This window comes from Nocardioides sp. PD653-B2 (assembly GCF_002117935.1).
Classification (GTDB): Bacteria; Actinomycetota; Actinomycetes; order Propionibacteriales; family Nocardioidaceae; genus Nocardioides.
In genome coordinates this window covers 238,875-262,541 of record NZ_BDJE01000004.1, presented here as the reverse complement: position 1 = coordinate 262,541, position 23,667 = coordinate 238,875, and the positions used below count along the sequence as shown (strand labels likewise).

Sequence of the window (23,667 nt, the reverse complement as noted above, 5' to 3'; positions counted from 1 at the left end):
CGATAGCCTCGGACGGTGCTGAGCGTCCGCAAGATCTCCGAAGGCGACCACCTGGAGTTCATCCGCGGTCGCCGTTCCGCGAGCTTCCTCCAGACCCCGGCCTGGGGCCACGTGAAGTCGGAGTGGAGGCGTGAGTCGCTCGGCTGGCACCGCGGCGACGAGCTCGTCGGCGTCGGCCTGGTGCTCTACCGCCAGCTGCCGAAGGTGAAGCGCTACCTCGCCTACCTGCCCGAGGGCCCGGTCCTCGACTGGGACGACGAGGACCTCGCCGCCTGGCTCACCCCGATGGCGGCGCACCTCAAGGAGCAGGGGGCGTTCGGCGTCCGGATGGGCCCGCCCCTGGTCACCCGGCGCTGGGACGCCGCCACCGTCAAGGAGGGCATCGCCGACGACAGCGTCCGCCGCCTGGGCGACCTCGCGCCGACCGAACGCGACCACACCGGCGCCCGCGTCGTCTCCCAGCTGCACGAGCTGGGCTGGCGCCCGCAGGCCGCCGAGGGCGGCTTCGCCGCCGGCCAGCCGCAGTACGTCTTCCAGGTCCCGCTCGCGGGCCGCACCGAGGCCGACGTGCTCGCCGGGATGAACCAGCTCTGGCGGCGCAACATCAAGAAGGCCGCCAAGGAGGGCGTCGTCGTCACGGCGTCGGCCTCGACCGACGAGGCGCTCGCCGCGCTCCCCGCCTTCCACGACCTCTACGTCCACACCGCCGAGCGCGACCACTTCACCCCGCGGCCGCTCGCCTACTTCCGCACCATGGTCGAGTCCCTCGGCGCCGAGGAGCCCGACCGGATCCGCCTCTACGCCGCCCGGCACGACGACACGCTGGTCGCGGCCACGATCGCGATCCGGGTCGGCGCCCACGCGTGGTACTCCTACGGCGCCTCCTCGACCGAGAAGCGCGAGGTCCGCGGCTCGAACGCCGTCCAGTGGGAGATGATCCGCGACGCGATCGCGGCCGGCGCCGACGTCTACGACCTGCGCGGCATCACCGACACGCTCGCCGGCGACGACCCGCACCTCGGCCTGATCCAGTTCAAGGTCGGCACCGGCGGCGAGGCCGTGGAGTACGTCGGGGAGTGGGACCTCCCGCTCAACCGGGCGCTCTACAAGGCGTTCGACGTCTACATGGGGCGTCGGTCATGAGCCTCACCCTCACCGTCGACGGCGACCGCTGGCGCGCCCACCTGCGCGCGGTCGCCGGCGCCGAGCCCGGCCTGGTCCCGGTCGCCAAGGGCAACGGCTACGGCTTCACGCTCGGCCGGCTGGCCCGCAAGGCCGCCTGGCTGGGGGTGGACACCCTCGCGGTCGGGACGTACGACGAGCTGCCCGAGGTCGCCAGCCGCTTCGACGGCAGCCTGCTCGTGCTGACGCCGTGGCGGCCCTTCGGCGCCGCTCTCGAGGTCGATCCGGCGCTGGCGTCCCGGGTGATCCACACCGTGAGCCGCGTCGAGGACCTCGACGACCTCCTGGGTCGCCAGCCGGACGCCCGCTTCGTGCTCGAGCGCCTGACGAGCATGCTGCGCCACGGCCTGACCGCCCGCGAGCTCTGGGCGGCGGCGCGCGCCGTCGGCGACCACCCGCGGGCGCGGGTCGAGGGTGTCGCCCTCCACCTGCCCCTGGCGCACGGCGCCCACCTCTCCGAGGTGCAGCGGCTGATGAACGACGTGGTCGCCGCCGAGCTCGCGCTCGACACGATCTGGGTCAGCCACCTGAGCGCCGCCGAGCTGGCGACCCTGCGCGCGGCGTACCCCGACTTCACGTTCCGCCCGCGCATCGGCACCGACCTCTGGCTCGGCGACCGCGGCGCGCTGCGGGTCACCGCGACGGTGCTCGACGTGCACGCGGTCGAGCGCGGCGACGCCTTCGGCTACCGGCACCGCACCGCGCCGAAGGCCGGGCACATCCTCGTCGTCAGCGGCGGCACCGCCCACGGCATCGGCCTCGAGGCACCCACCGGCGATGCGAGCCTGAGGTCCCGCGCGGCCACGCTCGCCCGGGGTGGACTCGACGCGGCCGGCTTCGTGCGGTCGCCGTTCTCGATCGACGGCAAGCAGCGCCTCTTCGCCGAGCCGCCCCACATGCAGGCATCGATGCTCTTCCTGCCGCACAGCGCCCACGTGCCCGCGGTCGGCGACCAGGTGGACGTCCGGGTGCGCTACACCGCCACGGCCTTCGACCGCGTCGTCATCGACTAGCGCAGACGCGTCAGCGGAGGCGCTGATGGTGGTCGAGCGGGACCGGTGTCTCGAGACCTGCCGGAGGCAAGGCCCCGCACGGGGTCGTGGCGCGGCAGCAGGAGGTCGCGCACCACGACCGCCACCAGGTAGAGCTCGGCCGCGATCCGGACCAGGATCGCCGCCCAGTAGAAGCCGGCGTCGCCGCCGGACGCCGGGGCGAGGAAGCCGCCGAGGTACCACCACACCGCGGCGAAGTAGAAGACCTCGCCGGCCTGCCAGATCAGCAGGTCGCGCCAGCGTGGGCGGGCCAGCACCGCGAGCGGCAGCAGCCACAGCACGTACTGCGGTGAGTAGACCTTGTTGACGACCAGGAAGCCCGCGACGATGAGGAACCCGAGCTGGGCCAGGCGTGGCGTCGCCGGTGACCGCAGGCCGAGCAGCAGGACGCCGATGCACCACACCCCGAAGAAGAGCCACGAGCCGACGTTGATCGTGTGCGGGTCGAAGGCGAACGGGTCGCTCGTCTTGTCCAGAGCCTGCTGGACGACCAGCCAGATCGAGCCGAGGTCGGCGCCTCGGTCGGAGTTGAACGTCCAGAACACCTTCCACTCGCTCGGCCCGGAGACGTAGGCGGGCAGGTTCGCGACGATCCAGGCGCCCACCGCACCGGCCGTCGCGAGCGCGAACGTCCGGGCTCGGCGCTGACGCAGACAGATCACCAGCAGCCCGCCGAGGAGGAAGAGCGGGTAGAGCTTGGTCGCCGTGCCCAGCCCGATCAGGACACCGGTCAGCACCGGCCGGCCGCGCGCCCACGCCCACAGCGCCCCGGCCACGAAGGCGACCGCGAGCAGGTCCCAGTTGACCAGCCCCGTGAGCAGGAGTGCCGGCGAGAGCGCGAACGCGGCCGCGTCCCAGGGGCGCCGCGGGTTCACCCCGGCCAGCAGCCAGGCGGACAGCAGGGCGAGGACCGCGAAGCCGATCGCGTTGACGACCACGAAGATCCGCATCTCGCGGTGCACCTCGGGCAGCCCCGCCACCTGGCCGGTCGGCAGGCCGTAGCGGCTGTCGAGGTCCGGTGAGCCGTTGAGCCAGTGGGTCACCAGGGCCGTGCCGAACGCCCAGTAGGAGATGCCGACGGGGTACTCCATCACGTCGTAGCGGGCCCGGACCTGGGCGTCGTCGCTGTAGGGCCAGCTGAGCTCGACGAACCCGCGCCCCGTGTAGAGGTACGGCAGGTCCGAGTAGCACATGTGCGTGTAGCGGGCGTCGCCGTCCTGCCAGGTGTCCTGGTAGCAGTTGTTCTTCTGCACCATGCCGAGCGCCATCACCAGCGCGGTCAGGGCGAGCACGACGCGCACCGGAGTCCAGAAGGGATGCCGTCCGGCCCGGGTGCCGGCCGGTCCCCCGATGCTCTCGCTGAGGGCGGTGACGACAGGGTCGTCGGCGGTGGGGTCGACCCAGTCGCCTCGTCCGCCCGGCCGGTCCGCCATCAGCGGCCCATCAGCGGCGTCGGGCTCCGCTGCGCACGCGTCCCCGGGTCCCGCGCGGGCTGCCGCCCTGGCTCGGGGGCGTGCTCGGGGTGGCGGACGAGGTGGGCGAGGGCGAGCCGGACGGCGACTCGCAGCCGAGCACGCCACAGCTGTCGGTGGGCGACTCGGTGGGCGCCTCGGTCGTCGGGGTCTCGGTGGGCGCCTCGGTCGTGGGCGTCTCCGTCACGGTCGGGGTCCTGGTCGGCTTCGGCGTGCTCGTCGGGGACGGCGGCGGCGTGTACGGGTCGTGACCCTCCTGCGGCGCCTGACCCGAGACGTTCGCGGGCTCCGGGAACGGGACCACGTCGGTGTCGACCAGGTCGCGGCTCATCACCGCGGCCCAGGTGCGGGTCGGGTACTCCGCGCCGAAGTACGACGGCAGCCAGCCGTCCAGCTGGTCGTCGCCGTCGCCGCGCACGTACATCACCGCGGTCGCGAGCTGCGGCGTGTAGCCGACGAACCAGGACGACGACACCTCGTCGTCGTCGTTGGTCGCGGTGCCGGTCTTGCCGGCCGCCGGCCGGCCGATCGCCTGGGCGTTGGCGCCGGTGCCGTCCAGCACCACCTGCTGCAGGGCGTACGACGTGTCGGCGGCGATGTCCTCACCGGTCGCGGGCTCGCCCGCCTCGGTGGTGACGTCCACGCCGTCGGGGAAGTCGTCGAACGCCTGGGTCGTGTTCTGCTTGTAGGAGTAGAGGACCTTGCCGTCCTTGTCCTCGACCCGGTCGATGACGTGGACGTCGGCGCGCTCGCCGCCGTTCGCGATGGTCGCGTAGGCGTTGGCCATGTTGATCGGGCTGATCCGAGCCTTGCCCAGGGTGACCAGGGCATCCGCCTCGAGGTCGATGCTCTTGTCCGGGATGCCGGGGTACTTGTTGGTCGGGTCCCCGGGTGGGATGCCGGCCTTGTTGGCGGTCTCGACGATCTTGGCGGGGCCGTCGGGGATCGAGTTCGACATGTCGACGAACGCCGTGTTGATCGACTGCTCGGTCGCGTAGGTCAGGCTGACCCGGTCGCCGTAGTCGTTGCCGTCCCCGGGCCCCTCGTTGACGACGTCGAGGCCGTCGGGGAACTCGTACGGCGAGTTGCCCTGGAACGTGTCCTCGAGCGAGTAGCCGTTCTGCAGGGCCGTGGCCACCGTCAGCGGCTTGAGCGTCGAGCCGACCATGCCACCGGCGACCGCCCAGTTGATCTGCGAGTCGAGGTAGTCCTGGCCGGCGTAGAAGCCCCGCAGCGCGCCGGTGCCGGGCTCGACGCTGGCGATGCCGATGTGCAGCTGCTTGTCCTTGAAGCCCTCGGGCCGCTGCTCGAGCGCGCCGTCCTCGGCCGCGGCCATCGCCTTCTTGGTGAAGGTCGTGGTGATCCGCAGGCCCGCACCGTCGAGCTCCTCGTCGGTGAAGGGCTGGCCCGTCTCCTTGTTGATGGTGCCGAGCAGCTCCTTGCGGACCAGGGTGAGCATGTGGCCGCGCTGGCCGCCGTACTTGCTCTGGGCCTTGATCTCGGGGAACTTCGGGAGGTGCTTCGCGGCCTTGTCGGCCTCCTCCTGCGTGATGTTGTCGGCCGACGCCATCCCCTCGAGGACGTAGGCGTAGCGCTCCTTGAGCGCCTGCCTCGAGTCGCGCCCGTTGGCCGGGTCGAAGTGGGAGGGGTTGTTCAGCACGCTCGCCAGGACCGCGGACTGCTTGAGCGTCAGGTCCTTCGCGTCCTCGTCGAAGAAGGCCTCCGCCGCGGCCTGCACGCCGTAGGCGCCCCGCCCGAAGTAGATCGTGTTGAGGTAGCCCTCGAGGATCTCCTTCTTGCTCTTGGTGCGCTGGATCTTCAGCGACAGGACGGCTTCCTTGATCTTGCGCTGGTAGGAGCGCTCCTGGCTGAGGTAGAGGATCTTGACGTACTGCTGCGTGATCGTCGACGCGCCCTGGGTGGAGTTGCCCGACGCGTTGCTGAAGGCGGCGCGGATGATGCCCTTGGGGTCGATGCCCTGGTCACTCCAGAACGTGCGGTTCTCGGCGGCGACCACGGCGTCCTGGAGGCTCTGCGGCATCTCGTCGAGACCGATCGAGACCCGGTTCTGGGTCGCGAAGCTGCCGACCTCGGCCTTGCCGTCGGAGTAGTAGACGAACGACGTCTGCGCCTCGAAGTCCTTGTTCGGGTCCGGGATGTCCGTCATCCGGTAGAGCACGACGAAGCCGGCGGTCAGGACGAGCACACCGACCAGGCCGACGATCGCGAGCCACTTCACCACGCGCAGGACCTTCTGCTTGCGGGTCCGCGGACGCGACGGCTGCTTCTTGCCGGGCGACTTGCTTGCGGGGCCGGCGGCCCTGCGCTTACCACTCACGTCGAAGGCTCCGCGGGTCGGGGTCGAGATCCTCGTCAGGGTACGGGGAGGGCCCACCCCCGCCCAAGACGGCACCCGGAGCGGGCCGGTGAACCGGGCCCGACCACGCGGGAGCGGGTGAGCGACGTCTCCATGACCACCTCGTACCGGTCCTCGATTCGCAACGAGTGGATATATCGCTACGATAGGTCCATGGCACGTCGCGCAGAGACCATCGAGCTCGCAGTCCTCGGACTGCTGCACGAGGGACCCATGCACGGCTACGAGCTCCGCAAGAGGCTGAACCTCATGCTCGGATGGGGTCGCGTCCTCTCCTACGGATCGCTCTATCCCACGCTGAAGAAGATGCTGCGCGGTGCGCTGATCGAGGAGACCGCCACCACGGTCACCCCGGTCACCCGGCGCCCGCGCATCGTCTACCAGCTCACGGAGGCCGGGCAACGCGAGTTCGAGCGCCTGATGATGGAGGTCGGCCCCACGGCGTGGGAGGACGACAACTTCGACATCCGGTTCGCGTTCTTCAGCCGCACCGACATGGAGATCCGGCTGCGCGTCCTCGAGGGACGTCGCACCCGCCTCCAGGAGCGCCTCGAGCGGGTGCAGAGCCAGCTGTCGATGACCCAGAAGGAGGTCGACAGGTACGCCGTGGAGCTCCAGCGCCACGGTGTCGAGTCGGTCGAGCGCGAGGTCCGGTGGCTCTCGGACCTGATCAACGCCGAGCGCAGCGGAGAGCACGGCACCACCAGCATCGGCCAGCAGGCCACCTCGACCCCGGCAGATCCGGCCGCGGTCCAGCCCCCCGAGGTCAGCGGCCAGAAGTAACGGCTCGCCTCACACGCAGTCAGACAGAAGTCAGACAAGGAAGGAATCCCGATGGGTTCGGTTCGAGTAGCAATCGTGGGAGTGGGCAACTGCGCCACCTCCCTGATCCAGGGTGTGGAGTACTACAAGGACGCCGACCCCGAGGGCACCGTCCCGGGTCTCATGCACGTCATGTTCGGCGACTACCACGTCCGCGACGTCGAGTTCGTGGCGGCGTTCGACGTGGATGCCAAGAAGGTCGGCTTCGACCTGTCCGAGGCGACGCAGGCGTCCGAGAACAACACGATCAAGTTCGCCGACGTGCCGCCCCTGGGCGTCACCGTGCAGCGCGGCCACACGCTCGACGGTCTCGGCAAGTACTACCGCGAGACGATCGAGGAGGCCGACGGCGAGGGCGTCGACGTCGTCCAGATCCTCAAGGACACCCAGGCCGACGTGCTGGTGTCCTACCTGCCGGTGGGCTCCGAGCTGGCCGACAAGTTCTACGCGCAGTGCGCGATCGACGCGAACGTCGCCTTCGTCAACGCGCTCCCCGTCTTCATCGCCTCCGACCCGGTCTGGGCCAAGAAGTTCGAGGACGCCGGCGTCCCGATCATCGGCGACGACATCAAGTCCCAGGTCGGCGCGACCATCACGCACCGCGTGATGGCGAAGCTGTTCGAGGACCGCGGCGTGGTGCTGGACCGCACCTACCAGCTCAACGTCGGCGGCAACATGGACTTCAAGAACATGCTCGAGCGCGACCGCCTCGAGTCGAAGAAGATCTCGAAGACGCAGGCCGTCACGTCGAACATCGGTCACGACCTCGGCGCCCGCAACGTGCACATCGGCCCGTCCGACTACGTGCAGTGGCTCGACGACCGCAAGTGGGCCTACGTCCGCCTCGAGGGTCGCGCCTTCGGTGACGTCCCGCTCAACCTCGAGTACAAGCTCGAGGTCTGGGACTCCCCGAACTCCGCCGGCATCATCATCGACGCGATCCGCGCCGCGAAGATCGCCAAGGACCGCGGCATCGGTGGCCCGATCATCTCGGCGTCGTCGTACCTCATGAAGTCCCCGCCGGTGCAGCTGCCGGACGACGAGGGCCGCCGCCGCGTCGAGGCCTTCATCAAGGGCGAAGAGTAGGCCTGAGGAACGAGGGCCTGCTCGTCTCGCCCGACAGCTCGACACCAGTGGCTGCCAGGACCGACGTCCTGGCAGCCACTGCTGCGTTCACTGGCTGTACTGCGCCCAGATCATCGCGAAGTGGCGGTCGTAGGCCGCGAGCGCCGACGCGAACGGGACCTGCACGGTGACCTCGTCGTTGAACCGCGAGACGTCCGACCAGTTCTCCGAACCCGTCCACACCCCCTTGAACGGCTCGCCGGCCCACGTCCCGGACAGCGACATCCACTTCTCGTGGGAGAAGAGCTCCCACCCGGTCTCGTCGAAGCCCGTGAGGGGATCGTCGTCGAGATCGAGGGCGGACCTCCGGATGGCGACGCCCGACCTGTGCAGGACGGCGTGCACCCGGCGCCCGGCCCCGCTGACCAACACCTGGACCCGGCAGCCGGCCCGCGACAGCACCGCGACCTTGCGGGCCAGCATCAGGCCGCGCGCACCCACCCAGCCGTACATCATGATGCGGATCGTGGTGTGGCCCGCGTCGCCGTACCCCGCCGGGGCCCGACAGCCGACCTTGCCGAGACGCTGGAAGATGTGGTCCCGGCGCCCGTTGGCATGCGGGTCCGATCCGAACTCGACGGCGTACGGGCCGGCCTGGACCGCCACGTAGGGGTTCTTGCGCCACCGGTCCTGCGCCATCTGGGCGAAGTCCGTGCTGAAGTCGTCGAACATCTTCTGGTTGCCGACCACCGTGTAGAGGTCGTTCCAGTGCACGTTCGCGGCGAAGCTCATCAGGTTGTTCGAGCCGAACATCACGACCGGCTTCCCGTTGCCGGTCGCGGAGAACAGGTAGAACTTGGCGTGCTGGTTCGATCGCTCGCTACCCAGCCGGCAGGCGCCCTGGCACACCTTGAAGAAGCTCGGCACCGGGTAGGGCTCCCGCTTCGGACCGAACTTCCTCGGGTGGCACCGGTCCTTCCACCTCGGCCTGGTGTCGCGACCGAGGTAGCGGATCATCCGCTTGGCCTCGGCGCCGATCGCGTTGTCGTTGAGCACCAGCTGCACCGACACGTGCCGCCGGCACGCACGGATCAGGGCGTCGCCGATGTCGCGCCGGTTGTAGGAGTAGACCGCGATCCTGATCACGCCGTTGCGCGGCACGCTGTCGATCGTGTTCCGCACCTTGGTCATGTTGACGTTGCGCGCCTCGTAGTCCCCCCGAGGGTTGTTCCACGTCGGTCCGGGGCGCGGCGTGAACGACGTGGCTGCGCTCACCGGGCCCGTCGACAGGCACCCGAGAAGAACCGCCAGGACGACACCGCCAGCAACCCGCCTGAACAACCGATCCCCCCCTGCCTGCACGGTCATGACCCCTGGATCGTAGGCGGGCGCCGGCCGCGGCGCGGGGGAAAACGCCGGTCTGGACCGATTGGCCGACGCGGTCTGTCCGATGAAACAGGTGGGTACGGCTCGTAACCAGTCCGACCGAGCCGTCGTTGGGTGAGCACCGCGTCGCCACCCGCGACCCCTTCCGAGATTGCGTCCGCCCATGAGCCAGCACGCCCCGTCGTCTCGACGCCGTCGCACCACAGCGGTCACCACCGCACTGGTCGCCGGCCTCGCCACCGCCACCCTCGCCCTGCCCGCCACCACGGCATCCGCGGCCTCCACCGCACCGACCCGCGCCGTCGCCCCCCGGGTCGCCACCTCGGCCCCGGCCGTCAGCACCGTCAGCGTCGGCGGGCTCCAGGTGGAGAACAGCTTCGTCTCGTCGGTCGGCTGGGTGAAGCCCGGGGACACCTACCCGTCGCGCATCATCGTCAGCAACACCACCGACCTCCCGGTGGCCGGCGCGAGCGTCGTGGTCACCGCACCCGAGGGCTCCACCATCACCGGCGCCGGCTCGGGCGCGACCATCTCCGGCGGCGGCACGACCGTCACCTGGGCGGTTCCGGCCGTCGGCGCCAAGCAGACCAAGACCCTGGTCCTCGAGAGCGTGGCCGACACGACGGCCCAGAACCCCGAGATCGTCTGGCGCGACATCTCGACCTCGGCCGCGATCACCGTCGGCTCCGCCACCAAGACCGCGACCAGCCACGGCCCCAAGGTGATCCCGCCGTCGGACGTCTACGACACCGCGCGGTACGGCGACCGGCCGTTCCCGGTCGTGCCGGTCCAGTACCGCGACCGCGCCTACCAGGCCGGCCACAACGGTGACTCGCTCGAGTCGGTCATCAACGACCCGGCCAAGCCGGGCTCGACGTACAACCTCTACCAGGAGATGTCGCTCGGCCAGCTCTTCCCCGAGGGCACCGTCCCGTCGGCGGGCATCGCCACCAAGGACTTCACCTACGCCCCGGGCTTCGACTTCAGCCAGATCGAGCCGGGCCAGAGCTGCGCCGGCCTGACCGAGACCGCCGGCGTCCCGGCGCCCGGCACCGTCGGCGGCCCCGCCTACACCGACCGGATCACGGACGGTGTCTACAACCTGCCGGGCAACACCGGCTACTACGGCTCGGACGCCAACGGCTCCGCGATCATCGGCTCGCTGGCCGGCGTCGGTGCGCTGCAGAACATCGACTCCGGCTGCGGCCCGGCCGGCAAGATGGTCTACGACGCCGCCGCCATCGCGGACCCGGAGATCGACTACTCCGACTACGACACCGACAAGGACGGCGTGGTCGACTTCTTCATGGCCGTCTTCGCCGGCTGCGGCGGCAACGGCTCCTCGCAGCTGTCCGTCGCCGGGTGCGACTACACCGACCTGCCCTACGACAACGTCTGGCCGCACTCCTCGTCGCTCGAGTACTACTACTCCGACCCGGTCACCGGGCTGCCCGGTTTCACCACCGACGACCAGCTCAAGGACCTCGAGGGCCGGCCGCTCTGGTACACCGACGACAGCTACCGCGACATGACGACCACCGACAAGGGCGACGCCCTCAAGGTGTTCGTCCGCGTCGGCCCCTACAACGTCAACCCCGAGACCGCGATCGACAAGGCCTCGGTCATCTCCCACGAGTACGGCCACTCGCTGGGCCTTCCCGACTTCTACTCGACCGGCAGCCGGGAGACGTACGGCGACTGGAACCTGATGGCGACCGACAAGTCCCAGAACATGGACGCCTTCTCGCGCCAGGAGCTCGGCTGGGTGGTCCCGCAGGTGCTCCAGCCCGGACAGACCACGACGGTCTCCGGCATCACCGACTCCAAGCAGGACACCGGCACCATCACCTGGCAGCGCCCGGACGGCACGCCGTACACGCTGACCAACGGACCGGACGGCACCGTGCACAACTCGGAGATGTTCGTGGCCAAGCTCCCCGGCCGCCAGCTCCTCGACCCGGCGAAGTTCGACACCGGTGACAAGGCCAGCAAGACCCATGCGTGGTGGTCCGGGTCGGGCAACGACTTCGGCTGCTCGCCGAACGGTGGCCACAACCTCGACCTGTCGATCCCGCAGCTGGCGAGCCTGCCGGCCGGGAGCACGGTCAACTTGTCGTTCAAGTCCAACTGGGACATCGAGTGGGACTACGACTACGGCTACGTGCTGACGACGACCGACGGCGGCAAGACCTACACGTCGCACGCCTCGGAGAACGGCTACACGACGTCGAACACCGATCCGCTCGCCGGCAACCCGAACCAGAACACCTGCCAGGCGACCTACGACAACGGCCTCACCGGCACCAGCGGCTCCTACCAGGCCGGCACCGAGGCGTCCGACCGCAAGCTGGGCAACACGCCCGACGCGGTCTTCCTCGAGGACAGCTACGACATCAGCGACCTCGCCGGCAAGGCGAACGGCGCGCTGCGGTTCAGCTACGCCACCGACCCGGGCCTGGCCCGGCCGGGCTGGTTCATCGACGACGTCGAGGTCACCGCCACGACGCCGTCCGGTGAGAAGGTGCTGCTGCAGACGGACTTCGAGTCCGACGGCGGTCCCGACGACGCCCGCATCTTCAACGGCGGCTGCCGCGAGGACCTGACGACCGCGCAGCAGTGCACCCAGGGCTGGAAGTACCTCCAAGCCGGGGCCGAGTCCGAGCAGGACCACGCCTACTACCTCGAGATGCGCGACCGCTCCGGCTTCGACCTCGACGGTCACGGCCAGATCGACCGCGACCCGATCGGCTGGGCGGCGGGCCTCTACCTCGCCTACACCGACGAGGCGCACGGCTACGGCAACGCCGGCACGGACGACCCGCCGGCACAGTCCCCGCTCGACTCCACGCCGGAGCCGGGCTCCTCGACGCCGGACCTCAACGACGCCGCCTTCACGGCCGCGTCCGGCAGGTCGTCGTACTCCGACGCGGCGAGCAACCCGCACGTCGACAACTACGCCGACCCGAGCAGCGCCTCGGGCAACTGGGAGTTCGGCTACGGCTGCCTCGGGTTCAACGTGCTGTCGATGTCTGGTGCCGACGAAGGCCCGGCCACGTCCGACGGCGACCTGACCGGCAACGTGAAGTTCACGATGGGCACCGGCTGCGGCCAGTTCGACTACGGCTACACGAAGGTGACCGCCCCGCAGAACACCGCCCCCACCGCACAGGCGAAGGCCCCGGCCACCGCCACCACCGGTGAGAGCGTCACGTTCAGCGGCGCCGGCAGCACCGACGCGGAGACACCGAACGACCTCGACTACAGCTGGGACTTCGGCAACGGCGGCTCGACCAAGGACGCCGCGGGCCCGACGGCGCACCACGCCTTCAACCAGCCGGGGACCTACGACGTCACGCTGCTCGTCACCGACCCCTCCGGTGCCACGGACACCGACGCCGTCCAGGTGACGGTGGCCGGCAAGCCGACCGGCCCGGGTCACCAGGCGAAGACCGTCCCGTGTGGGGCGTCGAAGGTGAAGAAGACCGGCAGCTGGCGCAACGTGAAGTCGAAGCAGGCTCCCCGCGGCAGCTACTGCGACAACCTGGGCAAGGGCACCGGCAAGGACACGATGACGTTCTCCTTCCGCGGGCCGAGGCTCGACGTGATGTTCGGCAAGGGCGCGAAGGGCGGCGCCGCCGCGCTGATCGTCGACGGGCACAAGGTCGGCATGCTGAAGTTCCACGGCAAGGGCAAGCGCCCGTCGATCACCTTCCACCGCAAGCTCTCCGGCCTCGGTGCCGGCAAGCACACGGTGACGGTGGCGGTCACGAAGGGCCGGGCGTTCCTCGAGAGCTTCCGCGCCTGACTTGTCGGCCCAAACCCGCACGACACGCCGGTGCCACTCGGCGTGTCGTGCGGGTTTCACCGGTCGACCGGTGAAACCCGCACCGTAGGACCGCCGCCGACGCGCCGCCTGAGCGGACCGCTACTGCCGGCGCGCGTCCCACCAGGCGAGCAGCGCGGCCTTCGCGGCCTCGGGCTCGAGCGGCCCCCCGTCGAGCCGGAGCTCCAGGAGGAACCGGTAGGCCATCCCGACCTCCCGGCCCGGACCGATGCCGAGGATCTCCATGATCTGGTTGCCGTCGAGGTCGGGCCGGATCGACGCCAGCTCCTCCTCCTCCGACAGGACCGCGATCCGCTCCTCGAGCTCGTCGTAGGTGCGGCGGAGCCGGTCGGCCTTGCGCCGGTTGCGCGTCGTGCAGTCGGCGCGGGTCAGCACGTGCAGGCGCTCGATCTGGTCGCCGGCGTCGCGCACGTAGCGTCGTACGGCGGAGTCGGTCCACTCCCCCGACCCGTAGCCGTGGAACCGCAGGTGCAGCTCCACCAGGAGGCCGACCGCGTCGATGTCGTCGTTGGAGAAGCGCAGCGCCTTCATCCGCTTGCGGGTCATCTTGGCGCCGACGACGTCGTGGTGGTGGAAGGTCACCGTGCCGTCGTCGACGAAGCGCCGGGTGCGCGGCTTGCCGACGTCGTGCATCAGCGCCGCGAAGCGGGCCACGAAGTCCGGGCCGCCGCCGGGCAACCGCGGCTCGAGGTCGATGGCCTGCTCGAGCACGGTGAGCGTGTGCTCGTAGACGTCCTTGTGCCGGTGGTGCTCGTCGCGCTCCAGCGCCAGCGCCGGCAGCTCGGGCAGCACGAGGGCCGCCAGGCCGGTGTCGACGAGGAGCCGCAGGCCGAGGATCGGGTACGGCGCGCAGACCAGCTTCACCAACTCGTCGCGGACCCGTTCGGCCGAGATGATCTCGATCCGCCCCGCCATCGCGGTCATCGCGGCGACCACCGACGGGTCGACCGTGAAGCCGAGCTGGGCGGCGAACCGCGCAGCCCGCATCATCCGCAGCGGGTCGTCGGAGAAGGAGTCCTCGGGCCGGCCCGGCGTCCGGAGCACGCGGTGCGCCAGGTCGACGATGCCGCCGTACGGGTCCTCGACCTCGCGGCCGGGCAGCCGCACCGCCATCGCGTTGACGGTGAAGTCGCGGCGACCCAGGTCACCGGCGAGGTCGTCCCCGAAGTCGACGGACGGGTTGCGCGAGGACGGGTCGTAGGCCTCGGAGCGGTACGTCGTGATCTCGACCTGCCAGTCGCCCTTGCGGCAGCCGATCGTGCCGAACGCGCGGCCCATGTCCCAGATCGCGTCGGCCCAGCCCTGGAGCAGCTTCTCGGTCTGCTCGGGCCGCGCCGACGTCGTGAAGTCGAGGTCGTTGTGGCGGCGGCCGAGCATCGCGTCCCGGACCGGGCCCCCGACCAGGGCCAGCTCGTGGCCGGCCGCGCGGAACCGCTCGCCCAGGTCGTCGATCACCGGCGCGATCCGGTCCAGCTCCTCCGCGACGGCACGCTGGACCTCGACGATCTGGAGGGGAGGCGGCAGGGCGTCGGGCACGGGAGCCGAGTCTAGGTCCTGGGGGCGCGGGGGTCCGATTCGCACAGGTGACCCCGATACAGTCGGCGGGTGCTTCGCCCGGTGTCGCTGTTGCCTGCCCTCGCGGCGGTCGCGACCCTGGCTGCCGTGGTGGTCGCCCCGATGGCGCCGGCGAGCGCCGGCACGGCCCCGAAGGCGCGCGCCGACCAGGCGCCGCTCGCGGTCACCATCGACAGCCTCAGCCCGTCGACGATCCCCCAGAAGGGCCCGATCCGGGTGAGCGGGTCGGTCACCAACAACGACACCGAGGCCTGGACCTCGATCCAGGTCTTCGCGTTCGTCTCTGACACGCCGATGACGACCGCCGACGAGCTCGCCGACGCCGCCCAGACCGACGCCGACGCGGACGTCGGCGAGCGGATCACCGACACGTTCGACACCGTCGACGAGCTCGCCCCCGGGGAGACTCACCCGTACACGCTCCGGGTGCCGCGCTCGGAGATCGGCGTCGACGAGGCGGGCGTCTACTGGTTCGGCGTCCACGCCCTGGGCACCAGCGACGACGGACGGATCTCGGGCGCCGACGGCCGGGCCCGCACCTTCCTCCCGCTCGTGGCGAGGACCCGGAAGTCCGTCGACACCGCCCTGGTCCTCCCCGTCCGCCGCGAGATCCTCCACACCGCCGACGGCAGCCTCGCCAAGGTCCCGACCTGGACCCGGACCCTCTCCCCGGGCGGCCGGATGCGCTCGATGGTCGACTTCGGGGCGGCCGCCGGCTCCCGGCCGATCACCTGGCTGGTCGACCCGGCCGTCCCCGACGCGGTCGCCCGCCTCGTCGCGGGCAACCCGCCCCGGTCGCTGGAGCCGACCGTCTCCGACGACGACACCGACGGCGACACCGGCGACGCGTCGGAGTCGCCCTCTCCCTCGGTCCAGCCCTCCGCGGACGGCGACGACGAGGCCGACGCTCCGAAGGATCCCGAGGTCGCCGCGGCCGCCGAGGCGGGCACCTCCTGGCTGCAGCGCCTGCACGAGGCCCTCGAGGGCAGCCAGATCCTCACGCTGCCGTACGGCGACGTCGACGTCGCCGCCGCCGCCGCGTACGACCCCGAGGTCTACCAGCAGGCGCGCAGGCGCTCGAACGGCGACCTGGCGCCCTGGGGTCTCCCGACCTCCCCCGTCGTGTCGTCGCCGAGCGGCTTCATCGACCAGGCCGGCATCGAGGCGACCGAGACCGGCACCCCGGTGCTCGTGACCGACCGGATGTTCGGTCCGCACGCCCCCGCGGTCGCGCGGGCGGACGGACACACCCTGGCGGTCTCCTCGTCGGGCGCCGCCAGCGGCGGCCCGGGCCCGGACAACCCGATGGCCCCGGTCGCCCTACGCCAGCGCATCGTCAGCGAGGCCGCCGTCCGCCTGATGACGCCGGGTCGCAAGCCGCTGATCGTGACGTTCCCGACGACCTGGTCGCCCGACTCGACGACCGGCTTCTTCGAGGGCCTCGACCTCGACTGGCTGCACCTGACGACCCTCACCGACGCGATGCAGCGCGAGGGCAGTGCGGTGTCCTTGGAGGACCTCGACTACCCCGCCCGCCAGGTCGGGCTCGAGCTGGACGCCGCGAACTTCGCCGCCGCCGACAACCTGGTCCGGGCCGGCGACACGCTGCAGAACCTGCTGACCCAGAACGACGAGGTCGGCACCGAGGTGCGCGACGAGGCGTTCTCGGACACGTCGTACTCCAACCGGCTCCGGCCGGGGGCTGCGCGGGCCTCCGCCGACTCCTCGCGCACCTGGATCGACAACCGGCTCCGGTCGGTGCGCATCGACGCCCCCAAGGCCGTCATCCTCTCCGGCGGAAGCGGGCGGTTCGCGGCCACGATCACCAACGGGCTCGATCAGCCCGTCACGGTGAAGATCACCGCGCTGACGGAACCGCCCCTCAAGGTCGCCGTCCCGGCCGAGAGCGTCGACATCGGGGCGGGGCGAGGGACGACCGTGCTCCTCAACGCCTCCTCGTCGGCGCTCGGCATCCGCAACGTGACGCTGGCGCTGACCGACGTCAAGGACGCACCGCTCGGGTCCTCCGACGACCTGCCGATCCGCTCCAACCGGGTCAGCAACGTGATCTGGCTGATCCTCGGCACCGGGGTCGCCCTGCTCTTCGGCGCGATCGTCGTCCGGCTGTTCCGGCGGCTCCGCGCGGCGGCCGGGTCGGCATGACCGCCTTCGACGGCGAGCGCCCCGACGACGAGCGCGAACGCGTCCTCGCCAACAGCGCCGTGATGGCGGCCGGCACGGTCGTGTCGCGGATGAGCGGCTTCGTCCGAGCCGGGCTGCTCGCGGCGGCGCTCGGCGCCTACCTGCACGCCGACATCTTCAACATCGCCAACACGATCCCGAACATGCTCTACATCCTGCTCGCGGGCGGCGTCGTCAACGCCGTGCTGGTGCCGCAGCTGGTGCGGGCGATGCGGCACGACGCGGACGGCGGCGAGGCGTACACCAACCGGATCATCACCCTGGCCGCGCTCTTCCTCGGGGCGGTCACCGCGCTCCTGGTGGTCGCGGCGCCGTGGGTGATGTCGGTCTTCCTGTCGTCCTGCTACCGGGACCCGAGCATGGCGGCCCAGCGCGACTCCGTCATCGCGTTCGCGCGCTTCTGCCTGCCCCAGATCTTCTTCTACGGGATGTTCGTGCTGGTCGGGCAGATCCTCAACTCCCGCGGCCGCTTCGGGCCGATGATGTGGGCCCCGATCGCCAACAACGTCATCTCGATCGCGGTGCTGGTCGTCTACCTGTTCGTCTTCGGCCCCGCCCGGGGTGCCGAGGTGTTCGGCGCCTTCTCCCCGCACCAGGAGCTCCTGCTGGGCCTCGGGTCGACCCTCGGGATCGCGGCGCAGTTCGTGATCCTGGTGCCGTACCTCCGCTCGGCCGGGTTCCGCTACCGGCCGCGATTCGACTTCCGCGGCACCGGCCTCGGGCACACCTTCCGGCTCGGCATGTGGACGGTGCTCTTCGTCATCGTCAACCAGATCGCGTACACGGTCGTCGTCCGGCTGTCGTCCAGTGGCACCGCATCCTGCTCGGGGGGGAGCACCGACGGCACGGGCTACACCGTCTACTCGCAGACGTTCCTGATCATGATGGTCCCGCACTCGATCATCACGGTCTCCCTGGCGACCGCGATCCTTCCTCGACTCGCCGCGCGCGCGGCCGACGACGACCTGCGCGGCGTGGCCCGGTCGCTGAGCGAGACGCTGCGCAGCGCACTCGCGGTGGTCATCCCGTTCGCCCTCGTGCTGCCGCTCGTGTCGACCAACGTCTCCCACGTGATCTGGGGGTACGGCGCGGCCGCGGACAACTTCGCGGCGTTCGCGCCGTCGCTGGCCCTGTTCGGGATCGGGCTGGTCTTCTTCACGATCCACTACCTGATGCTGCGGGGCTTCTACGCGCTCGAGCGCAACCGCACCGTCTTCTGGATCCAGTGCGCCGTCGCGGCCACCAACATCGCCGTCGCCGTCGTCCTCGTCGGCGCGACCGACGCACGGCACACCTCGCCGGCCCTGGTGCTCGCCTACAGCGCGTCCTACCTCGTCGGCTCCGTGGTCTCCTACGCCGTCCTGCGGCGGGTGCTGGGCGGGCTTCGCACACCGACGCTCGTCCGCTTCCTCGTCCGGGTGCTGATCGCGGGCCTGGGCGCGGCCGCGGTCGCGGCGGGCGCGGCGTACCTCGCCCAGCAGATCGACGGCGACCCCGGCCGGCTGGTGGCCGCGGCGACGCTGCTGGTCGTGGGCGCCGTCGACCTGATCGTCTTCGTGCTGCTCGCCCGCGTGCTGCGGGTCCTCGAGGTGAGCGCCGTGGTCGACACGATCACCCGCCGTCTCCCCCTCCCGCGGCGAGGCTGAGTCCGCCCTACGATGGCCCTGGGCCACCAGTCCTGCACGGGAAGCGACGAGGGGAGCTGAGTGCCGAGCTCGATCCGGCCCGGCGACGTACTCGCCGACCGCTACCGCCTGGTCGACCTGCTCACCGAGAGCAAGGGCGGCCGGTTCTGGCGCGCCCACGACCGCGTGCTCGAGCGGCACGTCGCCCTCCACGTCATCGCCGAGGACGACGAGCGTGCCGACGCGCTCCTCGAGGCGGCGCGCCGGTCGGCGACCGTCCACGACCGCCGGCTGCTGCGGGTCCTCGACGCCGACCGGGCGGGGGGCCTCTGCTACGTCGTCAACGAGTGGGGCACCGGCGACTCGCTCGACATCATGCTCGCCACCGAGGGCCCGCTCGGTCCGCGGCGCGCGGCCTGGCTGGTCTCCGAGGTGGCGGCGTCGATCGCGGTCGGCCACGAGGCCGGCGTCGCCCACGGCCGGCTGGTGCCCGAGAACGTCCTGATCGACCACGGCGGCGCGGTGCGGCTGATCGGCTTCGCCGTCGACGCCGCGATGTACGGCCTCCCCCCGGGCCGGGTCTCCACCGACGTCGCCGACCTCGGCGGCCTGCTCTACAGCGCGCTGACCGGCAAGTGGCCGGGCACCTCGAGATCCGACGTCCCGCCCGCCCCGGTCGAGCAGGGCCGGGTGCTGCGTCCCCGGCAGGTGCGCGCCGGCATCCCGCGGCCGCTCGACGCGCTCTGCGACGAGGTCATCAACCCGTACGGCGGGCAGTGGGGCGCCCGGCTCCGCGAGACGCACGACGTGGCGACCGCCGAGGGCATCGCCGACTACCTGTGCGCCTTCGTCGGCGACCCGACCGGGCTGGCCGAGGCCGAGGCGGCAGCCGGCCACCGCGACACCGAGACGATCTCGCTGCCGGCGCTGCCCGACCCTCCGGCCCGCGACGAGGCGCCCGCCGTACCCGAGCCGGAACCGGAACCCACCCCCGAGCCCACGCTCGATCCCCCCGCGTCGACGGAGCTGCCGACCCAGGCGGGCCTGCCGATCTTCGACGACGAGCACGACGACGTCTCCTGGCTCGCGGCCCGCAGCGAGCCGGTGCCGCCCCCGCCGCCGTTCGAGGACCCGCCGGAGCGGCCGCTCTTCGCGCCCGAGCCCAGCCCGGGCGGCACCTCGCGCACCCCGCGTCCCGGCGCGGCGCCCCAGGCCACCGTCGCCCGGGGCGGCGCGGGCTACTGGCCGTGGGACACCGGTCCGGACACCGGCACCGGCACCGGCATGACGCCGACGGTCGACGACGAGGCCGAACCCGTGCCGGGGCGCAGCTGGCTCCGGCTGGCCGGGGCCATCGCGGCCTGCCTGCTCCTGCTCGTCGCCATCGTGGTGGCCTACAACCTCGGGCGCGGCCGCACGCCGCTGGGTGCGCTGCCCGGCGACGACGGCCCGAGACCCAGCGCCACCACGTCGTCCGCCCCGCCTGCGCAGGTGATCACCGGCGTGACGGCGACCGACTTCGACCCGCAGGGCGACCTCGCCGAGAACCCGGAGACGGCCGGGCTGGCTGTCGACGGCGCCCCGGCCACCGCGTGGCGGACCCTCACCTACCTCCAGAACTTCGGCCCCGGGGGTCTCAAGACCGGTGTCGGTCTGGTCCTCGACCTCGGCGAGCCCCGGGACGTGTCCTCCGTGGACCTCTCCTTCGTGGGCACACCGACGGCGTACTCCCTCTACGTCACCGACCAGGCACCGACCGGCGTCAAGGGGCTCACCCCGGTGGCGAGCGGCACCGCCGAGCAGCAACGCGCGCGGGTCACCCTCGACACCGCGGCGAGCGGGCGTTACCTCACCGTGTGGCTCACCTCGCTCCCGGCCGTCGAGGGCGGTTTCCGCGGTGAGGTCGCCGAGGTGACGGTCCGCGGATGAGCGACCCGGACGACGGGCCCGACGCGCTCGTCAGCGACCACGACCTCCTGCGCGCCCACGTGGCCGGCGACCCCGAGGCCTTCGGGACGCTCTTCCACCGGCACCGCGACCGCCTGTGGGCGGTCGCCGTGCGCACCATGGGCAACCGCGAGGACGCCGCCGACGGGCTCCAGGACGGCATGGTCGCGGCCTACCGCCGCGCCGACACCTTCCGCGGGGACGCCGCCGTCACCACCTGGCTGCACCGCGTGGTCGTCAACGCCTGCCTCGACCGGCTCCGCGCGGCCAAGGTACGGCGGACCGAGTCGCTGCCCGACGACCTCGAGGAGTACCGCGACCGCGGCTCCGCCGCCACGGCCGCGCCCGGCACGGAGGACCCCGCCGACCGCTCGGTGCGTGAGGAGCGCCGCCGGGCCGTGCTCGACGCGCTGGCCACCCTGCCGCCCGAGCAGCGTGCCGCCCTGGTCCTCGTCGACATGGAGGGCTACCCGGTCAACGAGGTGGCCGAGATGCTCGAGTGCGCCGTCGGCACCGTGAAGTCGCGCTGCTCGCGCGGCCGGGCCCGGCTCGCGGAGCTGCTCGCGCCGCTGCGCGAGGAGCGCCACGGTGACCCGGGACACGCCACCCCGGGGAACCCGCCAGCGTCCGGATCCGTCGGATCAACGGATGCTCCGCGCGGCCCGCCGGCCGGAGCCTGACGCCCTGACCCCCGCCAACGAGCCTCGCGAGGAGGTGAACCACCCGTGTCCGAGCCCGAGGACCTGACCCCCGACGAGGAGCAGGTACGCCGCCTGCTCGCCGACGCCCGCCACACCGAGCCGCTGCCCGACGACGTCGCCGCCCGGCTCGACGCGGTGCTCGCCGACCTGCGCGACGAGGACCCCTCCGACCCGGTCCCGGTCACCGTCGTCCAGCAGCCGGCCGACCTCGCCGCAGCGCGTCGTCGGCGGCGCAACGTCCGGTCCTGGCTGGTCGCCGCGGCGGCCGTGGTCGTGGTGGGCATCGGCATCAACCAGGTCACCCACCTGGACGTCTCCGCGGACGACAGCGGGAGCAGCGCCGACGCCGGGCCTGCGGCCGCTGGCAACCAGCTGCAGTCCGGGCCCGAGGACGCCCCGGCGTCGTCGGGTGCTACGCAGGACTACAGCAGCATGCCCTCGGGCGCACCGGTCCGCCTCGACCCGGACCGTTTCGGCGCCCAGGTCAGCCGGCTCCGGGACACCGAGTTCGCCCGGGTGACCGGGACCGCCGGCGCGCTGTCCGGCTCCGCCTCTGCCGAGAGCCCCCTCCCCGACGCGCTGAGCGACCGCCACGACGCCTACGAGGACACCTGCCCGACGACGGGCTGGGGCCGCGGCCGGGCCGTGCCGGTCCGATACGACGGCCGGCCCGGCGTCCTGGTCCTCCGACCGGTCCGGGGTGACACCCAGATCGTCGACCTCTTCCTGTGCGGCTCGGACCACACCGAGCGGTCGATCACGCTGCCCGCGCCGTAGCCGCAGCCGCCGGGTGCCCCAGGACCGGGGAAGATTCCTCACCTACGATCGGTTCTACTGATCGCAGGGACCCGCACGCCCGGTCCCCATCACCAGCCTCGAGGAGAGTCGCGCTCCATGTCCGACACCCGCAACGTCATCATCATCGGCTCCGGCCCGTCCGGCTACACGGCCGCCGTGTACGCCGCCCGCGCCAACCTGGCACCGCTCGTCTTCGAGGGGTCGGTGACCGCCGGCGGTGCGCTGATGAACACCACCGAGGTGGAGAACTTCCCCGGCTTCCGCGACGGCATCATGGGCCCGGCCCTGATGGACGAGATGCGTGGCCAGGCCGAGCGCTTCGGCGCCGAGCTGGTCCCCGACGACGTCATCGAGGTCGACCTGACCGGCGACACCAAGGTCGTGAAGACCGCGACCGACACCTTCACCGCGCGCGCCGTGATCCTGGCGACCGGCTCGGGCTACCGCAAGCTCGGCCTGCCCCGCGAGGAGGCCCTGTCGGGTCGCGGCGTCTCGTGGTGCGCGACGTGCGACGGCTTCTTCTTCCGCGACCAGCACATCGCCGTCGTCGGCGGCGGCGACTCCGCGATCGAGGAGGCCACCTTCTTGACCCGCTTCGGGTCCAAGGTCTCCTTGATCGTGCGCCGCGACGAGCTGCGCGCCTCCAAGATCATGCAGGAACGCGCGTTCGCCGACCCGAAGCTCGAGATCATCTGGAACTCCGCGATCGAGGAGATCAACGGCGCCGACCGGCTCGAGTCGGTGACCCTGCGCGACACCGTGACCGGGGACCTCAGCAACCTGCCCGCGACCGGGCTCTTCATCGCGATCGGCCACGACCCGCGCTCCGAGCTGCTCCGGGGCCAGGTCGACCTCGACGCGAACGGCTACGTCATCGCCAGCCACCCGTCCACCGGCACCAACCTGCCGGGTGTCTTCGCGGCCGGAGACCTGGTGGACCACCACTACCGTCAGGCGATCACCGCCGCCGGCACCGGCTGCGCGGCCGCCCTCGACGCCGAGCGCTACCTCGCCGAGCTCGACCACGCGGCCTCCGGCCCGGCCGACGCCCAGGCGCGTTCCGACGCCGAGCTGATGACCGAGACCGTCCAGGCCGCCGGCGCCTGACCGCACTCATGTCGGGGAACATCCGTCCCCGCCGTGGTGTTCTCTGACAACAGGCGTTCGACGCCACCACAGAAGGAAGGAACCACCGTGGGCAACATCTCCGCCGTGACCGACGCCGAGTTCGAGGCGCAGGTCCTCAAGTCCGACAAGCCGGTCCTCGTGGACTTCTGGGCCGAGTGGTGCGGTCCGTGCCGCCAGGTCGCTCCGATCCTCGACGAGATCGCCACCGCGCACGGTGACAAGATCACCTTCTTGAAGATGAACGTCGACGAGAACCCGGTCACCCCCTCGTCGTACCGCGTCACCGGCATCCCGACGATCAACGTCTACCAGGGCGGCGAGGTCGTGAAAACCATCGTCGGTGCCCGCCCGAAGGCGACGCTGCTCAACGAGCTCGCCGACTTCATCGCCTGACCGGGACGCGTAGCGGACCGGTCGATGGTGGTCGAGCGAGCCGCGCGACTGAGGAACGAAGTCGCGTCCGGCGTGTCGAGACCCGTCGACCTATCCGC

General features: G+C 71.5%; 16 protein-coding genes. 12 read left to right on the top strand and 4 right to left on the bottom strand.

What is annotated here, in order from left to right; genetic code table 11:
- Nucleotides 1-15 precede the first annotated feature (15 nt).
- Nucleotides 16-1,143, top strand: a complete 1,128-nt coding sequence (locus PD653B2_RS01880) for a lipid II:glycine glycyltransferase FemX (protein WP_242665087.1) — start codon at nucleotides 16-18, stop codon at nucleotides 1,141-1,143.
- Nucleotides 1,140-2,195 (top strand): alanine racemase, encoded by a 1,056-nt coding sequence (locus tag PD653B2_RS01875; RefSeq protein WP_085870610.1) that lies wholly within the window; start codon nucleotides 1,140-1,142, stop codon nucleotides 2,193-2,195. The genes PD653B2_RS01880 and PD653B2_RS01875 overlap by 4 nt, the downstream gene beginning before the upstream one ends.
- Here PD653B2_RS01875 and PD653B2_RS01870 read toward each other — a convergent pair.
- Nucleotides 2,192-3,667 carry a glycosyltransferase family 87 protein gene (locus PD653B2_RS01870; RefSeq protein WP_085870609.1) on the bottom strand — a complete coding sequence of 492 codons (1,476 nt, stop codon included), beginning with the start codon at nucleotides 3,665-3,667 and terminating at the stop codon, nucleotides 2,192-2,194. The two genes, PD653B2_RS01875 and PD653B2_RS01870, sit on opposite strands and share 4 nt — an antisense overlap.
- Before the next feature lie 10 nt (nucleotides 3,668-3,677).
- Nucleotides 3,678-6,044, bottom strand: a complete 2,367-nt coding sequence (locus PD653B2_RS01865) for a transglycosylase domain-containing protein (RefSeq protein ID WP_085870608.1) — start codon at nucleotides 6,042-6,044, stop codon at nucleotides 3,678-3,680.
- Nucleotides 6,045-6,236: 192 nt separating this feature from the next.
- On the opposite strand from PD653B2_RS01865, the gene PD653B2_RS01860 reads away from it, so the two are divergent.
- Both PD653B2_RS01860 and PD653B2_RS01855 read left to right on the top strand, forming a co-directional pair.
- Nucleotides 6,237-6,866: a PadR family transcriptional regulator gene (locus tag PD653B2_RS01860; RefSeq protein ID WP_085870607.1), complete on the top strand. Its 630-nt coding sequence runs from the start codon at nucleotides 6,237-6,239 to the stop codon at nucleotides 6,864-6,866.
- Between the two features lie 51 nt (nucleotides 6,867-6,917).
- The gene (locus tag PD653B2_RS01855) at nucleotides 6,918-7,991 is read left to right on the top strand and encodes an inositol-3-phosphate synthase (RefSeq protein ID WP_085870606.1); all 1,074 of its coding nucleotides are present in this window, start codon (nucleotides 6,918-6,920) and stop codon (nucleotides 7,989-7,991) included.
- A gap of 87 nt (nucleotides 7,992-8,078) precedes the next feature.
- Here the strand turns inward: PD653B2_RS01855 and PD653B2_RS01850 are convergent, their stop codons facing one another.
- Entirely contained in the window at nucleotides 8,079-9,245 is a 1,167-nt protein-coding gene (locus tag PD653B2_RS01850; RefSeq protein ID WP_165763297.1) for a phospholipase D-like domain-containing protein, read from the bottom strand.
- Between the two features lie 274 nt (nucleotides 9,246-9,519).
- Here PD653B2_RS01850 and PD653B2_RS01845 point away from each other — a divergent pair, with 274 nt between their 5' ends.
- Nucleotides 9,520-13,161: a PKD domain-containing protein gene (locus tag PD653B2_RS01845; RefSeq protein WP_085870604.1), complete on the top strand. Its 3,642-nt coding sequence runs from the start codon at nucleotides 9,520-9,522 to the stop codon at nucleotides 13,159-13,161.
- Between the two features lie 120 nt (nucleotides 13,162-13,281).
- On the opposite strand, the gene PD653B2_RS01840 is transcribed toward PD653B2_RS01845, so the two are convergent.
- Nucleotides 13,282-14,736, bottom strand: a complete 1,455-nt coding sequence (locus tag PD653B2_RS01840) for a CCA tRNA nucleotidyltransferase (RefSeq protein ID WP_085870603.1) — start codon at nucleotides 14,734-14,736, stop codon at nucleotides 13,282-13,284.
- A gap of 69 nt (nucleotides 14,737-14,805) precedes the next feature.
- On the opposite strand from PD653B2_RS01840, the gene PD653B2_RS01835 reads away from it, so the two are divergent.
- The 7 genes from PD653B2_RS01835 (at nucleotide 14,806) to trxA (ending at nucleotide 23,569) form a co-directional block, all read left to right on the top strand.
- Nucleotides 14,806-16,938 (top strand): DUF6049 family protein, encoded by a 2,133-nt coding sequence (locus PD653B2_RS01835; RefSeq protein ID WP_133058906.1) that lies wholly within the window; start codon nucleotides 14,806-14,808, stop codon nucleotides 16,936-16,938.
- Entirely contained in the window at nucleotides 16,935-18,623 is a 1,689-nt protein-coding gene (gene murJ, locus PD653B2_RS01830; RefSeq protein WP_085870601.1) for a murein biosynthesis integral membrane protein MurJ, read from the top strand. The genes PD653B2_RS01835 and murJ overlap by 4 nt, the downstream gene beginning before the upstream one ends.
- 60 nt (nucleotides 18,624-18,683) lie before the next feature.
- Nucleotides 18,684-20,531, top strand: a complete 1,848-nt coding sequence (locus tag PD653B2_RS01825; RefSeq protein ID WP_085870600.1) for a protein kinase family protein — start codon at nucleotides 18,684-18,686, stop codon at nucleotides 20,529-20,531.
- Nucleotides 20,528-21,229, top strand: a complete 702-nt coding sequence (sigM, locus tag PD653B2_RS01820) for an RNA polymerase sigma factor SigM (protein ID WP_085870599.1) — start codon at nucleotides 20,528-20,530, stop codon at nucleotides 21,227-21,229. The genes PD653B2_RS01825 and sigM overlap by 4 nt, the downstream gene beginning before the upstream one ends.
- 45 nt (nucleotides 21,230-21,274) lie before the next feature.
- The gene (locus PD653B2_RS01815) at nucleotides 21,275-22,027 is read left to right on the top strand and encodes a hypothetical protein (RefSeq protein WP_085870598.1); all 753 of its coding nucleotides are present in this window, start codon (nucleotides 21,275-21,277) and stop codon (nucleotides 22,025-22,027) included.
- A gap of 117 nt (nucleotides 22,028-22,144) precedes the next feature.
- On the top strand, nucleotides 22,145-23,155 hold the full coding sequence (gene trxB / locus PD653B2_RS01810) for a thioredoxin-disulfide reductase (RefSeq protein WP_085870597.1): 1,011 nt from the start codon (nucleotides 22,145-22,147) through the stop codon (nucleotides 23,153-23,155).
- A gap of 87 nt (nucleotides 23,156-23,242) precedes the next feature.
- Nucleotides 23,243-23,569: a thioredoxin gene (trxA, locus tag PD653B2_RS01805; protein ID WP_085870596.1), complete on the top strand. Its 327-nt coding sequence runs from the start codon at nucleotides 23,243-23,245 to the stop codon at nucleotides 23,567-23,569.
- Nucleotides 23,570-23,667: the final 98 nt, after the last annotated feature.

Excerpts from the sequence above, each read along its gene's own strand:
- PD653B2_RS01875 (WP_085870610.1), top strand. The coding sequence starts at position 1,140 with ATGAGCCTCACCCTCACCGTCGACGGCGACCGCTGGCGCGCCCACCTG.
- PD653B2_RS01870 (WP_085870609.1), bottom strand. The coding sequence starts at position 3,667 with ATGGCGGACCGGCCGGGCGGACGAGGCGACTGGGTCGACCCCACCGCC.
- PD653B2_RS01860 (WP_085870607.1), top strand. The coding sequence starts at position 6,237 with ATGGCACGTCGCGCAGAGACCATCGAGCTCGCAGTCCTCGGACTGCTG.
- PD653B2_RS01855 (WP_085870606.1), top strand. The coding sequence starts at position 6,918 with ATGGGTTCGGTTCGAGTAGCAATCGTGGGAGTGGGCAACTGCGCCACC.
- PD653B2_RS01845 (WP_085870604.1), top strand. The coding sequence starts at position 9,520 with ATGAGCCAGCACGCCCCGTCGTCTCGACGCCGTCGCACCACAGCGGTC.
- murJ (WP_085870601.1), top strand. The coding sequence starts at position 16,935 with ATGACCGCCTTCGACGGCGAGCGCCCCGACGACGAGCGCGAACGCGTC.
- sigM (WP_085870599.1), top strand. The coding sequence starts at position 20,528 with ATGAGCGACCCGGACGACGGGCCCGACGCGCTCGTCAGCGACCACGAC.
- trxB (WP_085870597.1), top strand. The coding sequence starts at position 22,145 with ATGTCCGACACCCGCAACGTCATCATCATCGGCTCCGGCCCGTCCGGC.